Origin of the sequence: Streptomyces sp. NPDC001508, assembly GCF_040298665.1 — a bacterium.
Classification (GTDB): Bacteria; Actinomycetota; Actinomycetes; order Streptomycetales; family Streptomycetaceae; genus Streptomyces.
Window position 1 is genome coordinate 108,526 of the sequence record NZ_JBEPAP010000015.1, and the last position, 25,966, is coordinate 134,491.

Annotated in this window: 21 protein-coding genes, 1 tRNA gene and 1 pseudogene; 8 read left to right on the plus strand and 15 right to left on the minus strand. The window is 70.5% G+C overall.

Features of this window, described 5'->3' with window-relative positions:
• Nucleotides 1-1,466: 1,466 nt before the first annotated feature.
• On the minus strand, nucleotides 1,467-3,002 hold the full coding sequence (locus ABT245_RS16760) for an MFS transporter (RefSeq protein ID WP_351734128.1): 1,536 nt from the start codon (nucleotides 3,000-3,002) through the stop codon (nucleotides 1,467-1,469).
• 235 nt (nucleotides 3,003-3,237) lie between these two features.
• On the opposite strand from ABT245_RS16760, the gene ABT245_RS16765 reads away from it, so the two are divergent.
• Nucleotides 3,238-4,200, plus strand: coding sequence for a helix-turn-helix transcriptional regulator (locus tag ABT245_RS16765; RefSeq protein ID WP_351734130.1), 963 nt, complete (start codon nucleotides 3,238-3,240; stop codon nucleotides 4,198-4,200).
• A gap of 576 nt (nucleotides 4,201-4,776) precedes the next feature.
• On the opposite strand, the pseudogene ABT245_RS16770 reads toward ABT245_RS16765, so the two are convergent.
• A pseudogene (locus ABT245_RS16770) lies at nucleotides 4,777-5,271 on the minus strand (TetR family transcriptional regulator); the annotation flags it as partial.
• A 733-nt stretch (nucleotides 5,272-6,004) separates the two neighbouring features.
• Entirely contained in the window at nucleotides 6,005-7,027 is a 1,023-nt protein-coding gene (locus tag ABT245_RS16775) for a sigma-70 family RNA polymerase sigma factor (RefSeq protein WP_351734132.1), read from the minus strand.
• 224 nt (nucleotides 7,028-7,251) lie between these two features.
• Here ABT245_RS16775 and ABT245_RS16780 point away from each other — a divergent pair, with 224 nt between their 5' ends.
• Nucleotides 7,252-7,770 carry a GNAT family N-acetyltransferase gene (locus ABT245_RS16780; protein ID WP_351734134.1) on the plus strand — a complete coding sequence of 173 codons (519 nt, stop codon included), beginning with the start codon at nucleotides 7,252-7,254 and terminating at the stop codon, nucleotides 7,768-7,770.
• 296 nt (nucleotides 7,771-8,066) lie between these two features.
• On the opposite strand, the gene ABT245_RS16785 is transcribed toward ABT245_RS16780, so the two are convergent.
• Nucleotides 8,067-8,858, minus strand: coding sequence for a dioxygenase family protein (locus ABT245_RS16785; protein ID WP_351734136.1), 792 nt, complete (start codon nucleotides 8,856-8,858; stop codon nucleotides 8,067-8,069).
• A gap of 132 nt (nucleotides 8,859-8,990) precedes the next feature.
• On the opposite strand from ABT245_RS16785, the gene ABT245_RS16790 reads away from it, so the two are divergent.
• Complete coding sequence (locus ABT245_RS16790; protein ID WP_351734138.1) at nucleotides 8,991-9,500, plus strand: MarR family winged helix-turn-helix transcriptional regulator; 510 nt, start codon at nucleotides 8,991-8,993, stop codon at nucleotides 9,498-9,500.
• Nucleotides 9,501-9,630: 130 nt separating this feature from the next.
• Here the strand turns inward: ABT245_RS16790 and ABT245_RS16795 are convergent, their stop codons facing one another.
• Both ABT245_RS16795 and ABT245_RS16800 read right to left on the minus strand, forming a co-directional pair.
• Nucleotides 9,631-11,157 carry an MFS transporter gene (locus ABT245_RS16795; protein WP_351734140.1) on the minus strand — a complete coding sequence of 509 codons (1,527 nt, stop codon included), beginning with the start codon at nucleotides 11,155-11,157 and terminating at the stop codon, nucleotides 9,631-9,633.
• 306 nt (nucleotides 11,158-11,463) lie between these two features.
• Nucleotides 11,464-12,108 carry a TetR/AcrR family transcriptional regulator gene (locus tag ABT245_RS16800; protein ID WP_351734142.1) on the minus strand — a complete coding sequence of 215 codons (645 nt, stop codon included), beginning with the start codon at nucleotides 12,106-12,108 and terminating at the stop codon, nucleotides 11,464-11,466.
• A 326-nt stretch (nucleotides 12,109-12,434) separates the two neighbouring features.
• Between ABT245_RS16800 and ABT245_RS16805 the strand changes: the two genes are divergently transcribed.
• Nucleotides 12,435-13,730, plus strand: coding sequence for a M6 family metalloprotease domain-containing protein (locus ABT245_RS16805; RefSeq protein WP_351734144.1), 1,296 nt, complete (start codon nucleotides 12,435-12,437; stop codon nucleotides 13,728-13,730).
• Nucleotides 13,731-14,235: 505 nt separating this feature from the next.
• Here the strand turns inward: ABT245_RS16805 and ABT245_RS16810 are convergent.
• Nucleotides 14,236-14,961 (minus strand): DUF4232 domain-containing protein, encoded by a 726-nt coding sequence (locus ABT245_RS16810; protein WP_351734146.1) that lies wholly within the window; start codon nucleotides 14,959-14,961, stop codon nucleotides 14,236-14,238.
• Nucleotides 14,962-15,250: 289 nt separating this feature from the next.
• Nucleotides 15,251-15,694 carry a hypothetical protein gene (locus ABT245_RS16815; RefSeq protein ID WP_351734148.1) on the minus strand — a complete coding sequence of 148 codons (444 nt, stop codon included), beginning with the start codon at nucleotides 15,692-15,694 and terminating at the stop codon, nucleotides 15,251-15,253.
• 458 nt (nucleotides 15,695-16,152) lie between these two features.
• Here ABT245_RS16815 and ABT245_RS16820 point away from each other — a divergent pair.
• Nucleotides 16,153-16,225 (plus strand) — tRNA-Arg (locus tag ABT245_RS16820).
• 90 nt (nucleotides 16,226-16,315) lie between these two features.
• On the opposite strand, the gene ABT245_RS16825 is transcribed toward ABT245_RS16820, so the two are convergent.
• From ABT245_RS16825 to ABT245_RS16845, 5 genes are read right to left on the minus strand one after another with little or no spacing between them, the layout of a single operon-like run.
• Nucleotides 16,316-17,440: a tyrosine-type recombinase/integrase gene (locus tag ABT245_RS16825; protein WP_351734150.1), complete on the minus strand. Its 1,125-nt coding sequence runs from the start codon at nucleotides 17,438-17,440 to the stop codon at nucleotides 16,316-16,318.
• Nucleotides 17,440-17,649 carry a helix-turn-helix domain-containing protein gene (locus ABT245_RS16830; protein ID WP_351734152.1) on the minus strand — a complete coding sequence of 70 codons (210 nt, stop codon included), beginning with the start codon at nucleotides 17,647-17,649 and terminating at the stop codon, nucleotides 17,440-17,442. The genes ABT245_RS16825 and ABT245_RS16830 overlap by 1 nt, the downstream gene beginning before the upstream one ends.
• Nucleotides 17,650-17,651: 2 nt before the next feature.
• Complete coding sequence (repSA, locus tag ABT245_RS16835) at nucleotides 17,652-19,076, minus strand: replication initiator protein RepSA (RefSeq protein WP_351734154.1); 1,425 nt, start codon at nucleotides 19,074-19,076, stop codon at nucleotides 17,652-17,654.
• Entirely contained in the window at nucleotides 19,073-19,285 is a 213-nt protein-coding gene (locus ABT245_RS16840; RefSeq protein WP_351734156.1) for a hypothetical protein, read from the minus strand. The genes repSA and ABT245_RS16840 overlap by 4 nt, the downstream gene beginning before the upstream one ends.
• Nucleotides 19,282-19,794 (minus strand): hypothetical protein, encoded by a 513-nt coding sequence (locus ABT245_RS16845; protein ID WP_351734158.1) that lies wholly within the window; start codon nucleotides 19,792-19,794, stop codon nucleotides 19,282-19,284. Before ABT245_RS16845 ends, ABT245_RS16840 begins: the two co-directional genes overlap by 4 nt.
• A 471-nt stretch (nucleotides 19,795-20,265) precedes the next feature.
• Here ABT245_RS16845 and ABT245_RS16850 point away from each other — a divergent pair, with 471 nt between their 5' ends.
• Nucleotides 20,266-20,586 carry a putative quinol monooxygenase gene (locus ABT245_RS16850; RefSeq protein WP_351734160.1) on the plus strand — a complete coding sequence of 107 codons (321 nt, stop codon included), beginning with the start codon at nucleotides 20,266-20,268 and terminating at the stop codon, nucleotides 20,584-20,586.
• A complete protein-coding gene (locus ABT245_RS16855; protein WP_351734162.1) occupies nucleotides 20,583-21,818 on the plus strand; it encodes a helix-turn-helix domain-containing protein in 1,236 nt (411 codons plus the stop codon). Before ABT245_RS16850 ends, ABT245_RS16855 begins: the two co-directional genes overlap by 4 nt.
• Before the next feature lie 1,323 nt (nucleotides 21,819-23,141).
• Here ABT245_RS16855 and ABT245_RS16860 read toward each other — a convergent pair.
• Both ABT245_RS16860 and ABT245_RS16865 read right to left on the minus strand, forming a co-directional pair.
• Entirely contained in the window at nucleotides 23,142-23,285 is a 144-nt protein-coding gene (locus ABT245_RS16860) for a hypothetical protein (RefSeq protein WP_351734164.1), read from the minus strand.
• Between the two features lie 344 nt (nucleotides 23,286-23,629).
• Entirely contained in the window at nucleotides 23,630-24,451 is an 822-nt protein-coding gene (locus tag ABT245_RS16865; RefSeq protein WP_351734166.1) for a hypothetical protein, read from the minus strand.
• A 104-nt stretch (nucleotides 24,452-24,555) separates the two neighbouring features.
• Between ABT245_RS16865 and ABT245_RS16870 the strand changes: the two genes are divergently transcribed.
• A complete protein-coding gene (locus tag ABT245_RS16870) occupies nucleotides 24,556-25,962 on the plus strand; it encodes a DUF2786 domain-containing protein (protein WP_351734168.1) in 1,407 nt (468 codons plus the stop codon).
• Nucleotides 25,963-25,966 lie beyond the last annotated feature (4 nt).

The window sequence follows — 25,966 nt, forward strand, 5'->3', positions numbered from 1 at the left end:
TGCCCGAACATGTTGTTTCGCCCTGAAGGCTACGTCCGGATCCCTGGATAGTAAACAGATTCAAACCCCAAACGGGCATGAACAGACTTCCGCACCCACACACGCCCCCGAACGCAACGCAGACCCGAACCCGGCAGGGGCTACGAACTTGGCGCACACCCCAGACTCGCCAGGCGCCGCGGGCTTGGCGGGCGCCCGACCTCGGCAGGCACTCCGGGCCCGGGGGCGCTCCAGACTCGGCGCACGCCCCGGACGCGGCAGGCACACCGGACTCGGCGCAGACCCGGACCCGGCGGGCGCACCAGACTTGGCAGGCACACCCGACGACTTGGCGGGCGCCCTCGGCTTGGCGGGCGTGCCGGACGTGGCGGCCGAGCCCGAACTCGGCGCACGCCCCGGTCCCGGCGGGCGCCCGGCCTCGGCAGGCACTCCGGGCCCGGGGGCGCTCCAGACTCGGCGCACGCCCCGGACGCGGCGGGCGCACCGGGCTTGGCGCAGGCCCCGTATCCGGGCACGCCCCCGACTGGGCGGGCCCACCAGACCTGGCAGGCATGCCGAACGTGGCTGCCGAGCCCGGACCTGGCGCACGCCCCAGCCCCGGCAAACGCTCGGGACTCGCGCACACCCCAGACGCGGCGGGCGCACCGACTCAGCGGGCGCTCCGACATTGGCGCACGCCCCAGACTCGACAGGCGCCCCGGACTTGGCGGGCACCCCGAACTCGGCGCACGCCCCAGGGCCGGCGGGCGCACCAGACCGGCAGGCACACCCGACGACTTGGCGGGCGCCCTCGGCTTGGCGGGCGTGCCGGACGTGGCGGCCGAGCCCGAACTCGGCGCAGCCCTCGCGCATCCTGGCACGCCCCGACTCGGCGGGCGCCCTGCGTTTGGCGGGCACACCGGAGGTGGGGGTCGAGCCCGGAGTCGTCGCGCGCCCCGGACCCGGCAGGCACACCGGACTCGGCGCAGGCCCGGACCCGACTCGGTCAGGGGCCCGACTCAGCCCACGCTTCCGACTCAGCGCACACCCGACTCAGCGCACGCCCCCAGGCTCGGCGGATGCCCCAGGCCCGGCGGGTGCTTCGGACGTGGTGCCAGGCGTGGACGTGGTGGCCGGGCGTCGGGCTTGGTGCCGGACGTGGACTCGGGGGCCGAAACCCGAGAGTGGTAGCCGCGCGCCGGACGTAGTGGCCGCAGGCCGGGCTTGGTGCCGGACGTGGACTCGGGGGCCGAGCCCCGAGGGTGGTGGCCGCGCGCCGGATGTGGGGGCCGCGGGCCGGACGTGGTGCCAGGCGTGGACACGGTGGCCGAAACCCGAGGGTGCGGGCCGGGCGTCGGGCGTGGTGCGTGCGTGCTTGTGGGTGTGGGGGTCGGGGGCGTGGGCTTGAAGGGGTGGTTGTGGCGTGCGAAGGACCCGGTGCCTCGGGCGCCGGGTCCTGGGTGGCGGGGGTCGCCCGTGGGCGGCGTTCACCGGGCCGGTTCTGGCTCCTTCGTCGCCGGGAGATCCGTCTCGGCCCCTTCCACGTGCTGCGCCGGCCGCCGCGGCAGCGCGAACATCAGCAGGAAGATGACGCCCAGGACGGCGGCCACCCAGCCCAGCGCATGCTGGAAGGCGTTCACGAAGGCCGGGCCCACCTGGGCGGGGGTCAGTCCGTCGTCGATCACCCCGAAGAACACCACCGACACCAGCCCGAGGCCGAGCGCGTTGCCCATCTGCTGGACGGTGTTGATCAGACCGGAGGCCGAACCGGCGTGCTCGCGCGGCACCTCGGACAGGACGGCGTCCGTCAGCGGGGCGACGATCAGACCCATGCCGACGCCCATGACCACCAGCGGCAGCGCCATCTGCCAGGGGGCGATGCCGAGGCCGTACCGCTGCGACTCCGCGAGATAGAGCAGCACGCCGAGCCCCATCACCAGCGCGCCCGCCTGGAGCACCCCGCGGCCGAAGCGCGGCACCAGCTTCTGCACCGAGAGACCGGCCGCGGTGGAGACGGCGATCGAGAAGGGCACGCCGGTCAGCCCGGCCCGCAGCGGGCTCCAGCCCAGGCCCGTCTGCATATACAGCGTCCACACCAGGAAGAAGACGCCGAGCGCGATCCCGAACACGGTCTGCACCGCGATGCCCGCCGCGAAGCTCTTCACCCGGAACAGCGACAGTTCGACCAGCGGCGAGCCGTCCCGTGCGCCCTTGCGCCGTTCGTAGGCCACCAGCGCCGCGAAGACGACGAGCGCGCCGGCCATCGACGCATGACCCCACAGCGGCCAGCCCAGCTCACGCCCGCGGGTGAGCGGGTAGAGCAGCATCAGCAGGCCCAGGGTGACCAGCGCGACGCCGACCAGGTCCAGTTTGAGGGCCCGCGGGGCGCGTGACTCCGTGATGAACCGCCGCCCCAGCAGGAAGGCCACGACACCCACCGGCAGATTGATCAGAAAGATGGGCCGCCACTCCAGACCGAACAGGTTCCACTCGGTCAGCAGCGCGCCGAGCAGCGGCCCGGACACGGCGCCCAGCCCGACGATCGCGCCGAAGAGCCCGAAGACCTTGCCGCGTTCGTGCGCCGGGAAGGTGGCGTGCACGATCGACAGGACCTGCGGCACCATCAGCGCCGCCATCGCGCCCTGGAGGATGCGGGAGGCGACCAGCATCTCCGGGTTCACGGCGAAGCCGCACAGCGCGGACGCGAACGTGAAGCCGGCGATGCCGACGAGGAAGAGCCGCTTGCGGCCGTGGATGTCACCGAGGCGTCCGCCGGTGATCAGACCGGCCGCGAAGGCGAGGGCGTAACCGGCGGTTATCCACTGGATCTGGCTGAAGGAGGCGCCGGCGTCCCGCTGGATGGACGGGATCGCGATGTTGACGATCGTGACGTCGACCAGGTCCATGAACGCCGCGGTCATCACGATCGCCAGCGCGTACCAGCGACGGCGGTCGCCCGCGGCGGGCCGAGCGGAGACGGATGCGACGGCCGGTACGGCGGTCGGTGCCGTGCTCGGCGCCATGTCTGATGCCGTGCTTGGTCCTGTATTTGATGCCGAGCTTGGTGCGGTGTCTGATGCCGAGCTTGGTGCTGTGTCTGATGGCGTGCTTACCGCTGTGTTTGGTGCGGGGTGGGTCCCGGTGGAGGTCATGCGGAGGAAGCTAGGGGGCAAGTAGGTCGGATCATGTCCTAGTTCTGCGGCATGCTCGCGGACATGACGGCGGCGCACCGCCGGCGCTCACGACCGCGGAGGACTCATGACGACGGACACCCCGGCCCGGCTCCTTCAGTTGCTCTCCCTCCTCCAGACACCCCGCGAGTGGCCCGGCGCCGAGCTGGCCGAGCGGCTGGGGGTGTCCCGTCGTACGGTCCGCCGGGACATCGACCGACTGCGGGAGCTGGGCTATCCCGTGCAGGCGACCATGGGCGCGGACGGCGGGTACCGGCTGGTGGCGGGCAAGGCGATGCCGCCGCTGGTGCTCGACGACGAGGAGACGGTGGCGATCGCGGTCGGGCTGCGGGCCGGGGCCGGGCACGCGGTGGCGGGCGTGGACGAGGCGTCGGTGCGGGCGCTGGCCAAGCTGGAGCAGGTGCTGCCGTCCCGGCTGCGCCACCGGGTCTCCACCCTGCAGTCCGCGACGACCCCGTTGACCAGCGGGGACGGGGCGAGCATCGCGCCGGAGACGCTGACCGTGATGGCGTCGGCGGTGGCCGGTCGGGAGCGGCTGCGGTTCGCCTACCGGGCCGGGGACGGGTCGCAGTCGCGGCGGCTGACGGAGCCGTACCGGCTGGTGTCGACCGGGCGGCGGTGGTACCTCGTCGCCTACGACCTCGACCGGGACGACTGGCGCACGTTCCGGGTCGACCGGGTCGGCGAGCCGTTCGCGACCGGGACACGGTTCACTCCACGCGAGCTGCCGACGGGCGGTGCGGCGGAGTATCTGCGGCGGTCGATCCACCGGCGGCAGGAGACGTACGGGTTCGTGGTCGCCTTCGCCGCTCCGGCGGACGTCGTCGCCACGCGCCTGCCCGCCTGGCTCGGCACGCCGGAGCCGGCCGACGGCGGGGGCTGTGTCGTACGCGGCACCAGCGGCGAGCCCCTGGACTGGCTCGCACTGCGGCTGGCCCTCGTCGGGCCCGAGTTCACCGTCCGTGAGCCGCCGGAACTCGTCGAGTGCGTACGGGAGTTGGCGGCCCGGCTGACGCGCGCCGCGGGCTGACCGCAGACGGCCCCACAACGCTCGGCGGCCCGGGACCTGTTCAGGCCCCGCACTCACTCCAGCCGGACACCCGGCCGGCACGCCCGCCCACCCGGCTCACGTCCTCGGCCACGGGAAGCCGTGCAGTGCGCCCAGGTTGCGCAGGGCGAGCGCCGCGGGGCCCTCCTCACCCGAGGCCGCCGCCGAGCCCGCGGCCCACGACTCGACGGCCACCCGCACCGCCGCACTCGCCACGGCCGCGCCGAACCGCAGTTCCGGGGAGGCCGCGGCGCCGCCGCGGGCGTCGGTTCCGGCACCGGACCCGGCGTCACGCCCGGCACCTGGTCCGGCACCGGGTGCAGAGCCGGATCCCGCACCAAGACCAGCGCCGGGTCCGGCATCGGATCCCGCACCAAGACCAGCATCGCGCCCAGCACCGGACCCCCCACCAAGACCAGCATCGCGCCCAGCACCGGACCCCACACCAAGACCAGCATCGCGCCCGGCACCGGACCCCCCACCAAGACCAGCATCGCGCCCAGCACCGGACCCCACACCAAGACCAGCATCGCGCCCAGCATCGGTGGCCGGCGGGCGCAGTCGGGCCGCGAAGACGTCCGCCAGTGTCCGCTCCGCCGCCTGGCACACCTCGGCCCACACCCGGCGCAGGGCGGGGCTGGTGTGGGTGAGGCGAACCAGGGTGCGGACCCACTCCCAGGAGGCGGCGGAGACCCCGCTGCCCGGAGTCAGGACGTACCGGGTGGCGTGTTCGAGGGCCGCGGGCAGCGGGAGGTCGGCCGGAGCGGTGCGGACGGCTTCCGCCCAGCGCTGGGCGCCCGCCGCGTAGAGCGGGGCGACGGCCTCCTCCTTGGTGGCGAAGTACCGGTAGAAGGTGCGCGGGGCGATACCGGCGGCCTGGGCGATGTCCTCGGCGCGGGTAGCCCGCAGGCCCTGGCCGGCGAAGAGCCGGGCCGCCGCGCGGGCGATCTCCCTACGGGTCTCCGCCTTGCGGCGCTCGGTCAACGAGCCGGAAGCGGCTCCCGGCAGGCCGGAAAGCCCCTGGTCGGGGCCGGGATCGAGGGGACTGGCCATGCTCACATCGGCAGGCTATGCCCCTGTGGCAGAATCTGCCATTCGGTGGGCCACCCCGTGGTTCAGGTACGGGGTGGCCCACCAGCACGCTCCACCCACCGGCCTGCGGCCCACCAGCCCACCTCGCCCGGAGATCTACGCCGCCCACCGGTCCGCCCCGCCCGGAGGCCCGCCCCGCCCGCCAGCCCACCCCGCCCGGACATCCACCCCACCCACCGCCTGCGGCCCACCAGCCCACCCGCCCGGAGATCTACGCCGCCCACCGGTCCGCCCCGCCCGGAGGCCCGCCCCGCACACCGGCCCACCTCGCCCAGAGATCAACGCCGCCCACCGGCCGACCCCACCCGGACATCCACCCCGCCTAACCCAAAAACGCGCCGAGACGAAACGTGACAGCCCGCGGGCGACGCGCCGGCCGGGACAAGAAGAAACCGGGCTCCGGCGCCCGGGGGGGGAGGCGCCGAAGCCCGGCTCTGGGAAGGTCCCGGCGCCGGGGGGAGTGCGTCGGGACATGGCTCAGGGGACTGTGGCCGGCCGCGGGGTGCGGAGTCGGGCCCCCGATCCCCAACTCCTGGGCCCGGAGGGTTTGTTCCCGGGGTCCGGGGCGTTGAAGCGACGGTACACAGCCATGTTTGCGCGGTCTTCCGCCACCCGGCGCACGCGGGAGGCGACGGCGGTCGCACGGCGCCTGCGGCGAAGGAGCCGCGCGCCCCGCACCTCGGGCTCCCGCCGCTCACGCGGCCGCGTCGAAACCGGTCTGGCGGGCCAGCTTCTTCAGCTCCAGCAGCGCGTGCTTCTCGATCTGGCGGATGCGCTCACGCGTCAGGCCGTGCTCCTTGCCGACCTCGGTCAGCGTGCGCTCCCGGCCGTCCTCTATGCCGTAGCGCATCTTGATGATGGAGGCCGTGCGCTCGTCGAGGCGGCCGATCAGCTCGTCGAGACCCTCGCTGCGCAGCAGCGTGAGGACGGACTGCTCCGGCGAGACCGCCGAGGTGTCCTCCAGCAGATCGCCGAACTGGGTCTCGCCCTCGTCGTCCACCGACATGTTCAGGGAGACCGGGTCGCGGGCCCAGTCGAGCACGTCGGTGACGCGCTCCGCCGTGGAACCCAGCTCGGCGGCGATCTCCGCGGGCTCGGGGTCGCGGCCGTTCTCCCGGTTGAACTCGCGCTGCACCCGTCGGATGCGGCCCAGTTCCTCGACCAGGTGGACGGGCAGCCGGATGGTGCGGGACTGGTCCGCGATCGAGCGGGTGATCGCCTGGCGGATCCACCATGTCGCGTACGTGGAGAACTTGAAGCCCTTGCGGTAGTCGAACTTCTCGACCGCGCGCACCAGGCCGGCGTTGCCCTCCTGGATCAGGTCCAGCAGCGGCAGGCCGCTGCGCGGGTAGCGCCGGGCGACCGCCACCACCAGGCGGAGGTTGGACCGGATGAAGACGTCCTTGGCCCGCTCTCCCGCGTCGACCAGGGCCTGGAGTTCCTCGCGGGTGGCGTCCGTGCGGGACTCCTCCTCACCGTCGAGGACCTGCCGCGCGAACACACCCGCCTCTATGGTCTGGGACAGCTCGACTTCCTTGGCGGCGTCGAGCAGCGGCGTACGCGCGATCTCGTCGAGGTACATACCGACGAGGTCGCGGTCCGCGATCTCACCGCCACGGACGCGAACGCTGCTTGCCGAGTTGGCCGTCTCTCCCCCAGAAGCCTGGGAGGCACCCCCATGGGCGGACTGACGACGGGCGACGGCACGGGTTGCCATGCGTGCTCCCTTTCGAATCGGGGTCCCCCGGTCCGGCCGGAGCCGGGATCGGGAGGGGGCTGGCGGGTGTCTGCTGGAAGCTCAGCACTCAGAGAACTCCTCGGACTCTCGTTGAGTGCCCCGCATCCGAAGGAAACAACGACTGGAATCCGGACAGAATTCCCAACCTGCCCCCCAGTTTTTCTGATCATGCAGTACCCTGTGCCGCCACATGAGGAGGCCCGATGCCGCCGGAACGTACGGATGTGCAGGTCAGGCCGGGGGCCGAGGGCGACCTCGAAGCGCTCACAGACCTCTACAACCACTACGTACGCGAGACCCCGATCACATTCGATACCGCGACTGTCACTGCGGAAGAGCGCCGTCCTTGGCTGCTCTCCCATCCGGAAGACGGCCCGTACCGGCTGATGGTTGCCGTGGACGCGGACTCTCAGCGAATTCTGGGCTACGCCACATCCAGTCCTTACCGCGCGAAGCCCGCGTACGGCACCTCGGTGGAGACCACGGTGTACGTCGCCCCGCGCGCCGGCCGCCGCGGCATCGGCACGCTGCTCTACAAGGCCCTCTTCGCGGCCCTGGCCGGGCAGGACCTGCACCGCGCCTACGCGGGCATCGCCCAGCCGAACACGGCGTCGACGCGGCTGCACGAACGCTTCGGGTTCCGGTATGTCGGCACGTACCGCGAAGTGGGCCGCAAGTTCGGCCGCTACTGGGACGTCGCCTGGTACGAGAAGGGACTGTAGGCCCCCGGGACAACACCGCCCATCCGAGAGCCCGCGCCACACCGCTCACCCCGACAGCACCGACCCCGCCTCCGTGCCTTCCCCCATCACAACCCGCCATCACCAACCTCGGCACACCCGGCGGGCCCACCACCGCAGCCCGGCACCTCGACACACACCCCGCAGCGCGGTCAGGACATCCGGGCAGCACCATCCGCCTCACCGCCCCCAGCCACACCCCACCGTCACCGACCTCGGCACCCCGGGACAAGGAAAGTCCCCCTGGGACACCCGCACCCCAAAGGCCCGCCCGGTGGTCAGCCGAACTGTACTGAGCGCTTTGCCATGCCCAGCCAGAAACCGTCGATCACCGACTCCGGCACGGCCGGCCCGGCGCCGTCGTCCGCTGCGCCCATGGTCACGAACAGCGGCGCGAAGTGCTCGGTGCGCGGATGCGCGTAGCGGCCGGCCGGCGCCTTGTCGAGGAAGTCGAGCAGGGCGTCCCAGTCGCGGGCTTCGAGGGCCCGGCGGCCCCAGTCGTCGAACTCGGAGGACCAGGCGGGCACCCCGCCGCCCGTATGGCGCAGCGCGGCCAGGTTGTGGGTGAAGAAGCCGGAGCCGACGATCAGCACGCCCTCGTCGCGCAGCGGCGCCAGTCTGCGGCCGATCTCCATCAGGCGCACCGGGTCGAGGGTCGGCATGGAGATCTGCAGGACGGGGATGTCGGCCGCGGGGAACATCTCGACGAGGGGGACGTACGCACCGTGGTCGAGGCCGCGGTCCGGGATGTCTTGGACCGGGGTGCCGGGTGCGCGCAGCAGTTTGCGCACGGATTCGGCCAGTTCCGGGGCGCCGGGCGCCGCGTAGGTGACCTGGTAGTAGTGCTCGGGGAAGCCCCAGAAGTCGTAGACGAGGGAGACGGTACGGACGGCGCCGAGGGCGAGCGGCGCCTCCTCCCAGTGGGCGGAGACCATGAGGATCGCCTTGGGCCGCGGCAGCTCTGCGGACCAGGCGGCGAGCTGGCCGGGCCAGATCGGGTCGTCGGCGAGCGGCGGGGCGCCGTGGCTCAGATAAAGGGCGGGCATGCGTTCCTGCGCGGCGGCGGACATGACGGCGACTCCCTCCGGTGGACCGGGCGGCAGGGCGACCCGCATCCAGTTACTTTAAGTCTCAAGTTCTCACTCAAGACCGTACGCCCGACTTGTTCAAACTTCAAGAAGGTGCCTCGTACAGTAGACCTCATGGACACGGCACCCGGCTCCGCCCCGCAGCACCGCTGGCTCACCGACGAGGAACAGCGTGTGTGGCGCTCGTACCTGCACGCCACCACCCTGCTGGAGGACCACCTCGACCGCCAGCTCCAGCGTGACGCGGGCATGCCGCACATCTACTACGCACTGCTCGTCCAGCTCGCCGAGGCCCCGCGCCGCCGGCTGCGGATGACCGAGCTGGCCATGAATGCGAAGATCACCCGCTCCCGGCTCTCGCACGCCGTCTCCCGCCTGGAGAAGAACGGCTGGGTGCGCCGCGAGGACTGCCCCGCCGACAAGCGGGGCCAGTTCGCGGTGCTGACCGAGGAGGGCCACGAGGTGCTGCGGCGCACCGCGCCGGGCCATGTGGCGGCCGTGCGCCAGGCGCTGTTCGAGCGGCTGACCCCCGAGCAGCAGAAAGCCCTCGGCGAGATCATGGAGATCGTCGCCGAGGGCCTTCAGCCGAACGAGGCGGGTGCGGACCTGCCCTGGCTCCGCTGAGCCGCTCCCGCAGGGAGCCGGGGCAGGTCCCGGACCTCACCCGGAGCACCGGGCGGGTCCCGGACGTCGTACGTGCGCGGCGTCCCCTTCCGCGCCCGCACGACACAGGCCGAGCGGGTACCCGGGCGGTTCAGTGGGCGATCACCGGCACCGCGGCGTCGTCCTCGGCGTCCTCGCCCGCGGCCGCCGTGCCGCCGCCGGGACGGCCGGCGTTGACGAGGGTCAGGGCGAGGGCCGCGGCGACCACCAGGATGCCGACGGCGAACCAGATGGCGCTGGTGTAGCCCTCCACCATGCCCTGGAGCTGGACCAGCTGCCGCTGCCGCCCGGTGGCCGCGGTCGCGATGTGGTCCTTGATGTACGAGGTCGTCGCAGAGGCGGCGATCGTGTTCAGCAGGGCCGTGCCGATCGCGCCGCCCACCTGCTGCGAGGTGTTGACCATCGCGGAGGCGACACCCGCGTCCCGCGGCTGGACGCCCTGCGTGGCCAGCGACATGGCGGGCATGAACGCCGTACCCATGCCGAGGCCGAGCAGCACCATCGCGGGCAGCACCGTCGAGGCGTAGCTGGAGCCGATCTCCAACTGGGCCAGCAGGAACATGCCCGCCGCGGCGACCAGGAAGCCCGGCCCCATCAGCAGCCGGGGCGCGACCCGGGTCATCAGCCGGGTACCGATCTGCGTCGAACCGGTGATCATGCCCGCGACCATCGGCAGGAAGGCGAAGCCGCTCTGGATCGGCGAGTAGCCCTTGACGACCTGGAGGTAGTAGGTGAGGAACAGGAAGGTGCCGAACATCGCGATGATCGCGAGACCCAGCGAGAGGTAGACGCCGCCGCGGTTGCGGTCGGTGATCACACGCAGCGGCAGCAGCGGCGCCTTGACCCGGGCCTCGGTGACCACGAAGGCCAGCAGCAGCACCGCAGACGCGACGAACAGTCCGATCGTCATCGAGTCGCCCCAGCCGTCGGACTCGGCGCGGGTGAAGCCGTAGACCAGCGAGACCAGGCCCAGGGTGGACAGGATGACACCGGGGATGTCGAGCGGGGAGCGGTTGCGGCCGCCCTCCGGCTCACGGATGACGAAGTAGGCGCCGGCCGCCGCGAGGACCGCGAACGGGATGTTGACGAAGAACGTCCAGCGCCAGTCCAGGTACTCGGTGAGCACACCGCCGAGGATGAAGCCGACGGCGCCGCCGCCACCGGCGATCGCACCGTAGATGCCGAACGCCTTGGCGCGCTCCCGGGCGTCCGTGAACATCACGGCGAGCAGGGACAGCGCGGCGGGCGCGAGCAGGGCACCGAAGACACCCTGGAGGGCGCGGGCGCCGAACATCATCGCGCCGGTGGTCGCCGCGCCGCCGAGCGCGGAAGCCGCGGCGAAACCGACCAGACCTATGACGAAGGCGCGCTTGCGGCCCCACAGGTCGGCGACCCGGCCGCCGAACAGCAGCAGACCGCCGAACGCGAGGGCGTAGGCCGTGACGACCCACTGCCGGTTGCCGTCGGAGATGCCCAGGTCCTGCTGGGCGGACGGCAGGGCGATGTTCACGATGGTGGCGTCGAGGACCACCATCAGCTGGGCGAGCGCGATGAAGACGAGCGCTTTCCAGCGGTTGGCGTCGGGGGCGCCAAAAGCCTTTGAGGCTGTTTCAGACATGGGGGTACCCACTTCGGGACTTCGGGACTTCTTGACCTTCAGAAGGGAAGGCCGGGACGTCGTGACGGAACAGGCGAACAGAACAGATGGGCAGATGGACAGATGGGCGGGTGAACAGGTGAACGGTCGTCGAAGACGGACGGCGCGTCGCCGCCGGCGGCCGGCGGTCGTGTGCGACGCCGTGGCCGACGCGGAGACGAACGTGACCGCCGTGGATCGTGACCGCAGTGGAAGTGGTCGTGGTACGTGGAGATGGACGTGACTGACGTGCTGCGAGAAGGCCGGTCTACGGCCCGGAACTGAGCGTCAGGTCTGGCGTAGGTCCTCCATGGTCGCCGCCGTGCCCGGCAGGATGGAGCGGGCCGGGGCCCGCAACCCGTCCAGGAACAGCTGAAGGTGCCGGTGGACGAAGCGGTCCAGGCTGAGGCAGCCGAGGCCGGCCGGCGGCCGGGACAGCTGGGCCACCGCGACCATGACATCGCCGACGCCGACGTCCGGCCGGAGCTGGCCCGCCGACCTGGCCCGGTCCATGACCTCGCCGATGATGTCCTCGACGCGCTCCCGCGCCGCCTTCAGATCGAGGTGGTTCTGGTCGAAGGTGCTGGAGACCATCGGACACAGCGCGCTGATCCGCTCGTCCGCGGCGACGTGCACGAAACGCTCCAGCGCCTCGAAGGCGTCCCCGGTCTCCGCGAGCGCCTGCTCGGCCGCCTGCGCGGTACGGTCCATCACGGAGCAGACGACCTCGCGTACGAGCGCATCGCGGTCGGGGAAGTTGCGGTACACCGTGGCGTTGCCGACGCCGGCCCGGCGGGCGATCTCGTCGAACGGCACATCCGGGCCGTGTTCCACGAACATCTCCCGGGCGGCGCCGACGATCCGCTCGCGGTTGCGCAGGGCGTCGGCGCGCGGCCTGGTCGCCTTGCGCTGCGCGGCGGTCGTGGTCTGCACGGCGTACTCCTCGGTCAGTTTTCCGGGCTTCGGTTGGTTGGCTGAGCTTCGGTCGATCGGCCGAGCTTCGGTCGGTTGGCTGGGCTTGGTTCACGGAATCCGGGGAAGGACTCCCCGTTTTCGCTCGGACACAGGTCTAAACGGGGAGGTGGTCCCCGGTTATTTCCCGCTCGCAGAAAGATTTGATGTGACCTGACTCACACTCGTACGCCTCAAGAATCCCACGTTCGGCCTCCTCCAGCGCGCGACCCGCGCCCTGACGACTCAGGGTGATCGCAAGGGTGCAGCCGGAGACCGGCGGCTGCCGTGGAGCGAAAGGCCCCTGCATGCAGTCGCAGCCGCAGCCGATCGCCCGTCGGATACGCCCGCGGCGCGTGGCCGCTCTCGCATCCGTGACCGCCCTGACCCTGGCGGTCAGCACCTCCGCCGGGACCGGACATCTCATACCCGGCACCACCACCGCCGGCGCCGGATCCGTCCCCGGCCTGGCCCGCACCGCAGCCCTCGCCCCCTGCCTCATCAACGGCGCCCGCGAGGTCCAGATGACCGAGGGCGTCCCCACCGCCGGCGGCTACTCCCGCTCCACCGGCACCGTCCGCGCACTGACCTTGATGGTCGACTTCCCCGACGCGCCCGGCGAGGGCGACGCCCTCGACCGCTTCCACGAGTTCTTCCCGCAGACCCAGGAGTGGTTCCACACCGCGTCCTACGGCCATCTCGACTACCGCGCCGAGACCCCCATCCCGACCTGGCTGCGGATGCCGAAGGCGTTCCAGGACTACGGCATAGAACGCGGCGCCCCCTTCGACCCGGGCTACCGCCAACTGGTCCAGGACATCGTGGCCGCCGCCGACCCCACCGTCGACTTCCGGCACTACGACCTCCTGAACGTGCTGGTCAGCCCCGACGCCGGCCCCTCCGCCCTGGACACCGTGCTGTCCGTGACCTTCGCCGGCAACGGCGAGGCTCCCGTGGCCGACGGCGTACCGATCGCCAACGCGTCCTTCGTCTACTCCCGCCAGGACGACGGCTCCGGCTCCTACGCCCGCACCGGCTACCGCGTACTCCCCCACGAGAACGGCCACGTCTTCGGCCTGCCCGACCTCTACACCCAGGACGGCGGCGGCGCGGTCGGCCACTGGGACATCATGAGCGAGGACTGGGGCGCCAACAACGACCTGCTCGGCTGGCACAAGTGGAAGCTCGGCTGGCTGGACATCGACCAGGTCAGCTGCGCGGCCACCCCGGGCACCAAGGAGTTCACGCTGAGCCCGATGTCCCGGCCCGGCGGCCACAAACTCATCTTCGTCCCGCTCACCTCGCACACCGGCTACGCCCTCGAACTGCGCACCCCCGGCGGCAACGACGAGGCCGTGTGCCATCCCGGCATCCTCATCTACAAGGTCGACGCGAGCGTCGACACGGGCCGCGGCCCCATCACGGTGTACGACGCCCACCGCGACAGCGGCGGCTGCACCCGCAGCCCCAACGTCCACGCCGAACTCTCCGACGCCCCCTTCGGCCCGGGCGAGACCTTCAAGGACCCCCACCGAAAGATCACCGTCGAGGTGACGGCCGAGGAGCCCAACGGGGATTACAAAGTACGGGTGGATCGGGGGTAACGGGCGGGGCGCGGGGATGGGGATGGGATGGGGACGGGGTGAGGGCGAGGGATGAGGGGATGAGGGGTCGGGGATGAGGGGGCTGGGGATACGGGGGCTGGGGATACGAGGGCTGGGGATACGAGGGCTGGGGATACGAGGGCTGGGGATACGAGGGCTGGGGATACGAGGGCTGGGGATACGAGGGTGGGGATACGAGGGTGGGGATACGAGGGTGGGGATACGAGGGTGGGGATGATGCCCGGTGCCGCGCGCGAGCGCTCCATGGTCGTTGCCACCGCTGATTACCGTGGGCGGACCGGCGCTGCCGATCACGGCAGGTGAGCGTGCCGCAGCCGCAGCCGCAGCCGCAGCCGCAGCCGCCGTACAACGCCTCCCGCTCCCTACCGTTCCCCATGCCCGCGCGGCGGACGAAGTCGACCCTCGTCCGCCGCCGCGCAACCGCCCTACGCACGCTGTCCAGCCGCGCGACCACGGTGCTGACGCTCACCGTGTCCGCACGGGATCACCAGCTGAGGGCGTCGTCCATCGACTGCTGCCAGTAGGTGACCTTGAGCGAGTCGTCGACGTAGACGCCCTTCGCGGGCAGCGACGGGTGGGCGCCCGCGCCGACGCTCTCGTTGCCGGAACGGCCGTGGAAGTAGACGGTCAGGGACTTCTCGGTGCGGCCGTCGGAGCCGCTGCCGTCGGCGGCGGACAGGTTCACGGAGGCGTAGCCGGACTGACCCGGATCGAGCGTGACGACGGCCTGCGGCATGGAGTCCTCGATGACCGGCGGCACCGCCTGGGCCTCACCGAAGCGCACGGCCGGGTAGGTGTACAGGAAGCAGGGCTTGCTGCCGGTGTTGGTGACGGTGAGCAGCATGTGGTTCACGGGCCGGTTGAGCGGGGCCGCGACGGTCTTGGTGTTCGAGCCCTCACAGGTGACCGGCCGGCCCGCGGAGGCCGGATCCTTCGCGGCGACGGTGTTCTGGGCCGGCTTCGAGCCATCGGCACCGTTCGCCACGGGCTGCTTCCCACCGGAGGCCGCGTCGGCGGCGGGCGCGTCGGCGGCGGGCGCGTCGGACTTGGGGGTGCCGGCGGAGGACGACGCGGGGGCGGAGGCTCCGGTCGAGGCGCCTTCGTCATGGACGCCCGTACCGTCGTTGCACGCGGTCAGGGAGAGCGCGGCGAGTACGACGGTGGCGGCGGCGCCGACGAGACGGGTACGGGAGTTACGGATACCGGACATGGCGCGGTTCCCCTTCGCTGTTCGGGTGGCTGTGGTGCTCGGATGACTGGAGCGTGCGGGGAGACCCGTCCCAGCCGCCACACACAACGGCCAGTTGGGAACGCTGGAACGCCAAAACACACCCTGACCAGGCAAAACCCACTACCCCTGGAACGCTCGAACGGGACACGGTGGAACGGAGAAACCAACGCCTGGGCCCGGCTGAGGTCCGTCACCGGACGATGCGGCCGCGCCGGAATCGCGCCGCGCATGTCGGGGCCGGTGGTGACCTGACGGCGGACGCGGACCGCTAGCGGCGGACGCCTTCACACACGTCGAGGCGTACGGCGGACAGGTAGTGCGTGCTGTGAGGGTTGATGTCCGCGGACAACAGGAGCTTGCGGTCCGACGGGTCGAGCACCTCGGTCAGTTCGTGGACCGGGTAGCCGAAGAGGTCGACGTCACCGAAGGCGACCGGAACGTCGGCGGCCCGGTCCGGGACCCGCTCGGTCCGCTCGACGATCAGATGCCCCATGGTCTGCTCGACACAAGCCGTGCAGGCATAGGCACTGACCAGGACGTCGCGGTGGACGAAGAAGAAAGCCCAGCGCGCTCCGCATATCCACCCGCCGGCGCGGATGTCCGCCAGGGTCGACGCCGTCCACTGCGCCGCACGCTCGGTCATGCCGAATCGCAGGACGCCCGCGTTCGCCGGGAGGACGAGCCCGATGCCGGGCCTCAACCGGAAGGTCACTCGAACAGTCTGCCGGGCCCCGCCGGTCGGATCACCTCGTTTCCGCTCCGTTTGTCCCGCCACAGACCCGAACCTCGAACAGCGCCTAGCTAGCCGTACCAGACACACCCGCCCTGCCGGCACGGCGATGCCGCCGGCTGGGCGGATGTATAAGACCGGCGAGGCCGGTAGCCGGCCGACGACCCCAGCAGCAGCACGACGGCCGGCGAGGCCAGGAAAGCCGGCGAGCCCGGCAGCAGCACGACGCACCCCGCGACGCCGCATCCGACTCGACGACCACACACCCCCGGCCATCACTCCGACCCCCACAAGTCGCCTACCGCCACCAGGCCACCCGCTACACTGACTGCGGTGGCGCAGTCAGCATCGACCGCATCACCACAGCTCTGCCGGGATCCCAACTGAGCACGGTCCACCACCTCCGACCACCCCTCAGCCCCGTCTCCCGACAGACCCCCGCCTTCGTAGCTCAGGGGATAGAGCACCGCTCTCCTAAAGCGGGTGTCGCAGGTTCGAATCCTGCCGGGGGCACACGACTAAGGGCCAGTTCAGGGGCATGATCCCCTCGAACTGGCCCTTTGCCATGATCACGGCCGTGCCACGCACGTGCCAGATGGTCCGCTACGAGTCCGTCTCGCCCCGCTCCTTACGGATCATCGAGCCGAGCCGATCAGCGATCTCACGGTCACGTCCGTTGACCATGTGCTGATAGATCAGCGCGGCGCGGGGCGTGCTGTGCCCCATCCTCGTCATCAGCTCACGCAGGCTCGCGCCGGACGCGGCCAGGGTGTTCCCCGTGTGCCGAAGATCGTGGAAGTGCGCATCCACGGTGACCCCGGCGTCCTTCCTGGCATCGATCCAGTCGTCGCGGAAGTTGCTGCGCCGCAGCCGACCGCCCTGAGGCCCGAGGAAGACATGCCCGTCACGGCCACGCCCCGCGTAGGCGTCGAGATGCCGCTTCACATCCGGCAGGAGCTCGGTCGGGAAGGCCACCGGCCGGACCCCGGCATCAGACTTCGGCGCCTTGTCGAACAGAGCTCCCGTCTGCATTTCCGCCTGTGAGCGCCGGACCATGAGCGCCGCGTTGTCCGTGTCGACGTCACGCCGGCGGAGCGATGCCAGCTCCCCGAACCGCAGGCCCGTGAAGGCCGCCAGGAGGACGAGCAGCCGGTAGCGCGGGACGATCGCGTCGGCCACGGCGAAGACTTCGGCCACGGTGAGGACGGGGCGTTCCGGCACGTCGTAGCGGTCGGCGCCCTTGATCCGGCACGGGTTGCGCCGGATCAGCTCATCATCCACAGCCGTGTTCAGGATCGCCCGCAGGATCTGATACGCCTTCACCACCGTCGGCTCACCGGTCCGCGTCAGGCACTCCGTGCGCCAGGCCCGGACACGAGCCGTCGTGATCGAGGACAAGGGCCGCTCACCGAAGGTCGGCAGCAGGTGAAGCCGGATCACCGACTCATGACGCTCGCGCGAGCGAGCCGCCAGCTTGCGATCCTTGAGCCACGCCGTGGCGTACTCACCGAACTGGACCTTGCCCGCATCAGGGTCGTGCCACTGCCCGCGAGTGACGTCCGCCTCGATGAGGCTCAACGCGACCTCAGCATCGGTCTTGGTCGCGTACGTCTCCTCAGCGCCCCGGAGCTGACCGGTGTTCGGGTCACGGTAGCGGGCCTGCCAGCGGCCGGACTTGAGCTGCCGGACCGATCCGAAGCGGCGGCGCTTGCCCTGGTTGTTCGCCATCAGGCAACCCTCCTGAGCACGCCACGCTGAACGGTCACCGGCTGAACGGTGTGCTCAGCGATGTAGGCAGACAGCGCGCTCTCGGGGATACGGACATGCCGCCCCACCTTGACGAACGTGATCCGACGTTCCTCGATCAGGCGCCGGGGAAAGCGGACACCCGTCCCGAGGACTTCGGCGACCTGATCCACAGTCAGAAGCCGATCCATGGTCACCACTCCCCCTCGGTCTCAAGATCCGGCATGTCTGCCAGGGCTTCGCGTGCGGTCTCTCGGTTCAGGCGGATCTCCTTCGCGATCGTTGCGGCCAGCCAGGACTCACCGGGGGTGTGGCCTTGTCCGGTGTAGGTCCAGTGAGCGAGCACGAGCGTGGAGCCCTCCGAGTCGTCGAGGTCTTCGGAGAGCCCGCGTTCGCGGCGTTCCTGCCGGGCCCGGTAGTCGGCCCGCACCTGACGCAGCGCGCTCAACGTGGTCGAGTAGCGGCGGCTCTTGGTCGAGAAGTGGCCCCGGAAGCCGAGCATGTGAGCCCAGCGGGCCAGCATCCGGTCCGGGTACGCGTCGTCCAGGTCCCAGCAGGCTTCGATCAGGCGCCGGGTGTGCGCGGGCAGCGGCAGCTTGTCGAGTTCCGAGAGCTCCCCGATCCGGTGGTCCACGGTCCCGGTGGTCTCGGCCGCCTTCGTGGCGTACTTCGCGACGTAGGAGGCGACCGCCTGTTCCGTGAGCTCTTCCTGGCCCAGGGCGCCGATCGGCTGTACGTCGACCTGGGAGCCCCACCGCAGCGTCCGAGCGGGGAAGTCCCCGGAGGCCGGGACCGGCACGGAGACACGTCCGGCAGCCGCGCGGATCGCGTCGTCCAGGAGGGCTGTGGTGGCCCACACCGGCGGAGCCGAGTCGGGCCCGTCGGGACCGTCCAGGCGCACCACCGCGTGGAAGTGCACGGCGCCCCGCTTCTGGAACTCCGCCACCTTGCCGAAGGAGACCCGGCACACATCCTTCAACGCAGCCTGTGTCAGACCCGCACGAGCGGCGATCTCCCGGGGCAGGTAGATGGTGAACCGGCGCCACAGGTCGCCTGCGAAGTTGTTGAACAGCACCGCGCCCGCGTAGTCGTACCGGCCCGGATCCAGCGCCGTCCCCAACACCGGATCACCGTCGACGTGGGAGCTCCCGCAGCGGCAGCGCCCGGCATCCGGCCGGTTGTGCACGGGCCCGAACGACGGGGCGGTCAGGGTCGCGAAGACGCGGGGGTGTTCCCGGACCTCGGTCGAGACGCCCTTGTTCCAGTCGCCTGTGATCCCGGCACGGATCAGGTGGTAGGTGTCTCCCGCGTAGGTCCAGGCGCAGGCCGGGCAGCGGGAGGCCCGCCGGTTGCCGCACGCCACCCGCAGCATGCCGCCCGGCTCATGCTCCGTGCTGTAGGAGTACAGGACGTCATTGGTCGCGCGATCGCGGGTAGTGGTCTGGCCCATGAGCCGGATCGGGTGCGAGCAACCGCCCGTACGACGGATCTGCTCTTGCCAGCGGTCGAAGCCGGGCGAGTTCGCCACCCGCAGCAGGTCGGCCATGGTCAGCGGGTCGGTGCCCAGAGAGGCCGCAGCACCGGCCACGGCCTCAGGGGCGACGGGGAACACCGTCACAGGTATTCCTCCCTCGGGTAGCCGTGCCTGAGGGGCGGGTAGGTGCCAAACAGCTTGGCGACGTCTTCAGCGTCGACCGCGTCGGCGATCACGGTGAAGAACTCGGTGTTCGGTCGGACGTCGTTGTGGTCCAGCCACACGGCGATGCGTTCGGTGCGTTCCTCGTCGGCAGCCTCGTGCGCGTGCAACGGCTCTTCGAAGTAGCTCACGCGGCACCGCCGTCCTGGCACAGCCAGCAGGGGCGGTAACCCGTCTCGGACCAGTCCGCCTCAGCGTCGATGATCCAGGTGCCCCAGAGCTTCCCGGCGCCGTCACACGTCGGGCACGCACCGTCGATCACGACCGGGAGGCTCCGCGCTGCCGGGGTAACCCTGGCTAGCGACATGATCGAGGTGGCCGCCTTGTCCTCAGCCGTGTTCAGCCGCCGGGCCGAGGGGAAGCGCTCCGAGTGACGGCGGGCGATCTCGGGGGTAACCAGCTCACGCAGCCACACCCGCCGGTACCCGGCCAGGTAGGAAGCCTGCCGACGGGTCTCGTCGCGACCGAGCCGGGCGACGCCCTGCTTGATCCAGCCGAGAAGGTTCGAGTCCTCGCGGCCCTGAGAGCGGTAGGCGGTCGGCATGTCCGAGGCGTACAGCGCCACCGCGCGTTCCCAGGACGACAGCTCTTCGACTAACGCGACGATCGGAGCGTGCGGAGCAACAAGCGTTGCGGGCATGATGGAAGCTCCCTTTGTTGGGAGCCGGGGCGGCGGGTCTGCTTGGCGGTAGGAGCGCCGCCCCGGCATGAACGGATCAGTCAGCGGCGGTGCTGGCTACGCGGGGGAACCTTCGGACCGGGCTCGATCCCGGTCGACCAGCACGGGTCGCACCCGTCACCGGCAGCGTTCTCGCCGGACCCCTCGCACTTCGGGCAGGGCGGGCAACCGCCGAACTGCTTCACACGGGCCTTGTACTCGGACTTTTCCGTGCTCTGACCACGCTTCCCAAACATCGACTCTCCCTCTGGTTGGTTGGCCTTCAGGGCGCCGGGCGGCGGGTCTGCTTGGCGGTAGGGCACCGCCCCGGCGCCTCTCGTTGCTCTAACACCATCGAAGCTACTCGCAGAAAAACTGCGAGTCAACAGAAATCCTGCGACTAGCAGTCTTGGTTCCACTCTGCGAGACTGAATGCGACGAGAAGGAGGAGAAATGGGCAACTTTGGTCTTTTTGTTCGCTTCACGCTTCGCGATGGTGCAGGTGAAGCGTTCGACGCGCTGATTCGGGAGACCGCAGCAGGGATCCAGGCTCATGAGCCCGGCACGCTGGTTTACGCATGCCACCAGGTCGAGGGCGCACCCAATGAGCGGATCTTCTACGAGCTGTACGCCAACCACGAGGCATTCGAGGAGCACGAGCGGCAGCCCCACACCCGTCGCTTCCTTGAAGAGCGCTCCAAGTACGTCGAGAAGACCGAGGTTGACCGGCTCCAGCCGTACGCCGGCAAGCACCCCACCGGAGCCGAGGCATGACAGGCTCCGACACCAAGACCCTTGGCCAGCGAGTCAAGGAGCTGCGCCGCGATGCAGGCATGTCGCAGAGCGACCTTGCCGCCGCGATGGGGCGGTCAGAGAGCTGGGTTTCACAGGTCGAAAGAGGCGTACAACCTGTTGAGCGTCTGTCAGTGCTTCAGGCCCTCGCCGACGCACTGAACGTGTCCGTTCGTGAGGTGCGGCCGGATGCAGCAGCGACCGAGGAGGCAGAGTCCGAGGAGATCCACCGAAACAACGATCTCGATGGTCTGCGTGTGGCCCTCACGGGACACCCAGCCCTGGGCAGTCTGTTCGAGCAGCCGCCGACCGAGCCAATCCCCCCGGTGGCCGACTTCCGTCACCGCGTGGAAGAGGCATGGACGCTCGCGCATGCGTCGAGCTACGCGGCGTTGAGTGATCACCTTGCCAAGTTGCTTCCGAGCATCGAGACCGCAGTACGGCACGCTCCTGCCAGTGATCGCACCGAACTTCACGCCCTCCGCGCCAAGGCGTACCAGGTAGCAGCGGCGAGTTTCACCCGCCAAGACCAAGCTGACGCTGCATGGATCGCAGCAGACCGGGCGCTACAGGCCGCCGAACTTGCGGGCCAGCCCTTGGAGGTTGTAGCGAGCCTGTTCCGCATGGCCCACGCTTTCATGCGGCAGCAGCACATGGAGCAGGCCGAGCAGGCAGCGAAGTCCGCCGTGGCCGTCATGGCGCCCAGGGCGGAGTCCCCCGCGTGTCCCCCCGAAGAACTGTCTTTGTTGGGTGCCATGAATCTGGTTCTCGCCGTGATCAACGCGCGAGAGGGCAATCGGGCGAAGACTCATGAGCACATCAACCAGGCCCGCCAAATCGGCGCCCGACTGGGGGAAGATCGCAACGACTTCGACACGGAGTTCGGGCCTACGAACGTCGAGATCCACGCGATGAGCACGGCGGTCGAGTTGGGGGACGCGGGACTAGCCCTGGAGGTAGCCCAGGGGGTTGATGTATCGGGTCTCTCGCCCGAACGGCAGTCCCGTTTCTTCCTTGACGTGGCGCGGGCTCACGCGCAGCGGCGACACGTTGGCGAGGCCACAGCCGCCCTCTTGGAAGCCGAGGCCTTGGCACCCGAGCAGATCCATGACCACCACCTGGCCCGCGAAGTCATCCGAGACTTGGTCCAACTCTCAGAGCCTCGTGTCCCCGAATCCTTGCGTGGCCTAGCCGAACGGAGCGCGGTCGGCTGATCACCTTGGCGGCCCAGAGTTACGGGTTTCTCTACCTCATCAAGCCCCGCCGTTCCGGCGGGGAGGGTGATCCGCCCACCAAGGCCCGCAGGTCCAACGGAGCTCCCAGCCGTCGCGCACTTGGGAGAACAAGACTCGACGGCACCACCATGGGACACCTCAGCTTTCCCACGCTTCACAGCCCCCAGGGCTTGAGCCTCCACTCCTGGTCACTGGCCTACGGCGCCATACGACCTGGGTGGGGGCTCTTGGCCTTCGGCCATCCGGTCGCGCTGGCCTGACGGCACCGGCCGTCGCCGCGTAGATCACTCCCCACAGGCCCGCACTGCGGGCCGGCGCGGAGCTCGGGGCTCGGGGCTTCGCTCCTGCCTTCGGCCCGCGCGCCCCGGCCCCGGCCCCGCGCCACACTCAACAACCTGGGGGTGATCACGCTTCACGCTCTGGCCCGCCTCGGGCCGATACACCGGACCAAGCCTGATCCCCATCCCTGTCCCCACATCGCCAGGCCCGACCTGGAGAGACGGCACAGCCGCACGGGACTTCACGCATGATCCGCCACGGACCCAAAAGACAGCCTGATCCAAAAGCAGGTGCGCGACGGCTGGGAGCTCCGTTGGACCTGCGGGGCGTGGTGGGTGGGATCGTGGCTGGCTGGGGTGATCGACTCCGTGACTTTAGCCAGCCACTTTGGGGGGAGCCTCGAAGATCATGGCCCCAACGTCGTGCTTTAACGGGCAGGTCAACAGACTGCCCGACGCGCCGGAAGCTTACGGGGCCATGATCACTCCCCCCAAAGCAGCTCCCGGCCAAAGTCACTCCATCGATCACGTGGGCATGTGCACCGAGTGGTCGGTTTCACGTGAAACGGTAGATTGGATCAACTCCCTGCTTTTCAGGGCGAGTTGCCGATAACTGATCACCCAAGCCCGTGCCACTCTCGTGCCAGAACGGGCGGGGAATCACGGGGAATCGGGGTACGAAGAGGTACCGCGCCCGGACGTCACCAGAAGCAGGGAATCCGCTGGTCAGGCCCGTGATCGCCCAACCTCGCTCCTAAAGCGGGTGTCGCAGGTTCGAATCCTGCCGGGGGCACTCTTGGTGGCGCGCTGACTGTGCAGGTCAGCGCGTCGCCGCACGTTTCCCTGGTGTGCTTGGGGCGCATGTGGGTTACCGCTCGGATTGTGGTCGTCCTGCCGTGTGCCCGAAAGAAAGCCCTGCTCAGGGGTGGGTCGCGGCTTCGGATCGGGCGTTGCCTGCTGGTCGCAGGTTCGTGCCCTTCGAGGCCCGCCGCGGCGGTCAGGAACGAGCCGAGAACGCACACGCTCAGTCTTGCTCAGACGCCGATGAACTGCCCTGCTTGCGTCGCTGCTCCGCGATCCACGCGATGACCTCGATCATCACCGTCGCCTGGAGGCGTGCCAACGCCTCACCCTCCTCGCCACCGATGGTCTCGATCTCCCAGGTCACGGTGAGGGGTTGCGCTTGGCCGTGTCGCGTCCCCATGGTTCTGCCTCGCTTCCGCGCGGTGAACGGGTTGTCCCGACCCGAGCACACCGGACCCCGCACCGGCAACCTCTGGCCAGAGGCAGATGAGCTCGGATGAGCAAGCAGCAAGAGGGCCGTCCTCGACGTCAGGGCGATGAGCGGCGCCGCGGACACCGACGACTACGACGTGTACGCAGCTGCTCGATGGCGCTCTTTACGCGATGGCACAGGCGGGGAGCCCGCACTGTCAGGGTCTCGCCGCGCGAGGTGCCGATGGCTTCCTGAGCGAGACACCGCGTGCGGTGCCGCCACCGGGCAGGGCGGGTCTATTCCACGGCCCGGCCCGCGGTGCGCATCAGTTCGCGGAAGGAGTGGCCGTAGGTCTCGGCGAGGTCCTCCCCGGCGTAGCACAGCACCTCGTCGCCGTCGTAGTCGCCCTCGCAGGCGTCCAGGCCGTCGAGTACGCCGAGGGCCACGGCCTCGGCCGCGTCGGGCATGCCGAGTGCCAGACGGCGGCGGACATCGGCCTCATGCCTCTCGATGACCGGCTCGATCAGACGGCTCGCGGCCTCGTACACGTCGGTGTATCCGACGCCGGGACGGTGGCCGGTGCTCAGGTGGGCGATGTCCAGGGTGCGCAGGGCCTGCTCGACCTCGGCCGCGGTCCTCTCCTGAAGGGCGGCCAGTTCGGTACGGGGGCGCGGGGCGAGAAGTCGTATGGCCAACTGGTCTGCATCCGTGCACAGTTCGGGCCGGGCGTCAAGGAGCCGGTCCAGTACGGCCGCCTTCTCCACGGCGGTGAGTGTGTCCAGGGCAGCGCCGGGTGCGCGGCGGGTCTCGTCGGCGGGCACGGCGTGCCAGGGCAGCTGCCGTTCGACGGCGTGCAGGGCGAGAGCGACAGCGTGCCGGCACAAGCGCCCTGACGCCACGGCGCACGGGCCGTCGCACTGCGCCGTCAGTTTCCTCCCCACGACCTGTACCCGTACGTCACGGGCGGCGCCTGAGCCGTCCCGCACCAGGCCGCCGACGCCGTGGGGCTCACTCTCCGCTTCGGTCACCGCCCCGTCGCCGAGCAGGGTCCGCCCCTCGGTGACCTCGGTGTCGTCGGCGAACGCGTACACCGTCTCCTCGTCCATGACCACAGCCATACGGTCATTCAAGCGCACCCCGGAAGAGGGAGGAGAACCGGTCGCCGGGGCCGCTACGCTCGGCGCGGGGACAGCAACGCATCCGCGAGCACGAGGGACCAGCAGTGGGCAAGCGCAACCAGGAACGACGGCGAGCCAAGAAGAAGCAGCGCGATGCTCGGCAACGTGCCCGCACCGGGCAGGAACAGGGCTTCGGCGCCGCGTTCGGGTCCGGGTTCGGCGGCTGTACCTGTGGTGATCCGTTCTGCGAAGCGGGCGTCAGCGGGACGTCCGTACCGCGTCCGCGCGGCCCGCTCTCGGTCACCGACCTGCTCAACGAGGCCATGGAACGGGTGTGCGCCGTCCCACTCGACGACACAGCGCGCCGCGAAGCCGCACTGGAGCGGGCGGCCGCCCTGTTCACCAAGGCGGGCATGGGCCGCGCGGTGCTGGCGGCAGGCAGCGAGGTGCTGCACACGGTGTGGCACCGCGGCTGGCAGCCCGCCGACGTGGTTCGCGCCGCCCGGCGCGAACTCAAGGCACGGCACGGGCGGATCGCGGCCGATCTGGTCGCCGCCGAACAGCGCGCCTACCCGGCCGCGGGCCTGGACGAGCGCTGGGCAGCCCAACTGGCCACCCTGCCCGCCGAGGTGTGGTGGAGTGACGACGACACGTACCTGACCGGTGCCGCGGCCCGCGAGAAGTGCGAGCCAACCGTGCTGGGACGGGCCTGGGTAGAACTTCTTGACCTGCTCAGCGGCCTCCCGGAGATTCCGCTGCTGATGCCGCCCCCGTGCGAGGCCGCATCCCCTGCCGCCTCCGGCAGCGGCGGTACACAGGCTCCGGTGCTGGCCAAGGTCCGCGGGCTGCTGGCTAAGGCCGAGTCCACCGAGTTCACCGAGGAGGCCGAGGCTCTCACCGCCAAGGCACAGCAGCTCATGGCCCAGCACAGCATCGACGCCGCGCTGCTGGACGCCCAGCAGGAGACCCGGCAGGCGCCGGGCGGTGTGCGCGTGGGGGTGGATGCCCCGTACGAGGAACCGAAGGTGCACCTGCTGCAGGCGGTGGCGGAGGCCAACCGCTGCCGCACGGTGTGGTCGCGGAACCTGGGCTTTGCCACGGTGGTCGGCTTCGCCTCCGACGCGCGGGCGGTGGAGCTGCTGTACACCTCGCTGCTGGTGCAGGCGCAGTCCGCGCTCCAGGCGGCCGGAAGCCGAACCCACCGTGACGGAGCCTCGCGCACCCGCTCCTACCGGCAGTCCTTCCTGACGGCCTACGCCACGCGCATCGCCCAGCGGCTGAGCCGGGCTACCGAGCAGGCCACCAAGGCGGCCGGCAAGGACCACGGGCCCGGGCTGCTGCCGGTCCTTGCCTCCCGGGCCCAGGCAGTGAACGACCAGGTTGACGGGTGGTTCACGGAACTGTCCTACAACCTCAGCCAGACGCGCGCCCAGGACCGGGAAGGATGGTCCCACGGCACGGTCGCAGCGAACCGCGCACAGCTGCACGGCCCGGCCGACGCGCTCCGCTGACAAC

Excerpts from the sequence above, each read along its gene's own strand:
- ABT245_RS16760 (WP_351734128.1), bottom strand. The coding sequence starts at position 3,002 with ATGGCGCCGAGCACGGCACCGACCGCCGTACCGGCCGTCGCATCCGTC.
- ABT245_RS16765 (WP_351734130.1), top strand. The coding sequence starts at position 3,238 with ATGACGACGGACACCCCGGCCCGGCTCCTTCAGTTGCTCTCCCTCCTC.
- ABT245_RS16775 (WP_351734132.1), bottom strand. The coding sequence starts at position 7,027 with ATGGCAACCCGTGCCGTCGCCCGTCGTCAGTCCGCCCATGGGGGTGCC.
- ABT245_RS16780 (WP_351734134.1), top strand. The coding sequence starts at position 7,252 with ATGCCGCCGGAACGTACGGATGTGCAGGTCAGGCCGGGGGCCGAGGGC.
- ABT245_RS16785 (WP_351734136.1), bottom strand. The coding sequence starts at position 8,858 with ATGTCCGCCGCCGCGCAGGAACGCATGCCCGCCCTTTATCTGAGCCAC.
- ABT245_RS16790 (WP_351734138.1), top strand. The coding sequence starts at position 8,991 with ATGGACACGGCACCCGGCTCCGCCCCGCAGCACCGCTGGCTCACCGAC.
- ABT245_RS16795 (WP_351734140.1), bottom strand. The coding sequence starts at position 11,157 with ATGTCTGAAACAGCCTCAAAGGCTTTTGGCGCCCCCGACGCCAACCGC.
- ABT245_RS16805 (WP_351734144.1), top strand. The coding sequence starts at position 12,435 with ATGCAGTCGCAGCCGCAGCCGATCGCCCGTCGGATACGCCCGCGGCGC.
- ABT245_RS16810 (WP_351734146.1), bottom strand. The coding sequence starts at position 14,961 with ATGTCCGGTATCCGTAACTCCCGTACCCGTCTCGTCGGCGCCGCCGCC.
- ABT245_RS16825 (WP_351734150.1), bottom strand. The coding sequence starts at position 17,440 with ATGGCGAACAACCAGGGCAAGCGCCGCCGCTTCGGATCGGTCCGGCAG.
- ABT245_RS16830 (WP_351734152.1), bottom strand. The coding sequence starts at position 17,649 with ATGGATCGGCTTCTGACTGTGGATCAGGTCGCCGAAGTCCTCGGGACG.
- ABT245_RS16845 (WP_351734158.1), bottom strand. The coding sequence starts at position 19,794 with ATGCCCGCAACGCTTGTTGCTCCGCACGCTCCGATCGTCGCGTTAGTC.
- ABT245_RS16850 (WP_351734160.1), top strand. The coding sequence starts at position 20,266 with ATGGGCAACTTTGGTCTTTTTGTTCGCTTCACGCTTCGCGATGGTGCA.
- ABT245_RS16855 (WP_351734162.1), top strand. The coding sequence starts at position 20,583 with ATGACAGGCTCCGACACCAAGACCCTTGGCCAGCGAGTCAAGGAGCTG.
- ABT245_RS16865 (WP_351734166.1), bottom strand. The coding sequence starts at position 24,451 with ATGGCTGTGGTCATGGACGAGGAGACGGTGTACGCGTTCGCCGACGAC.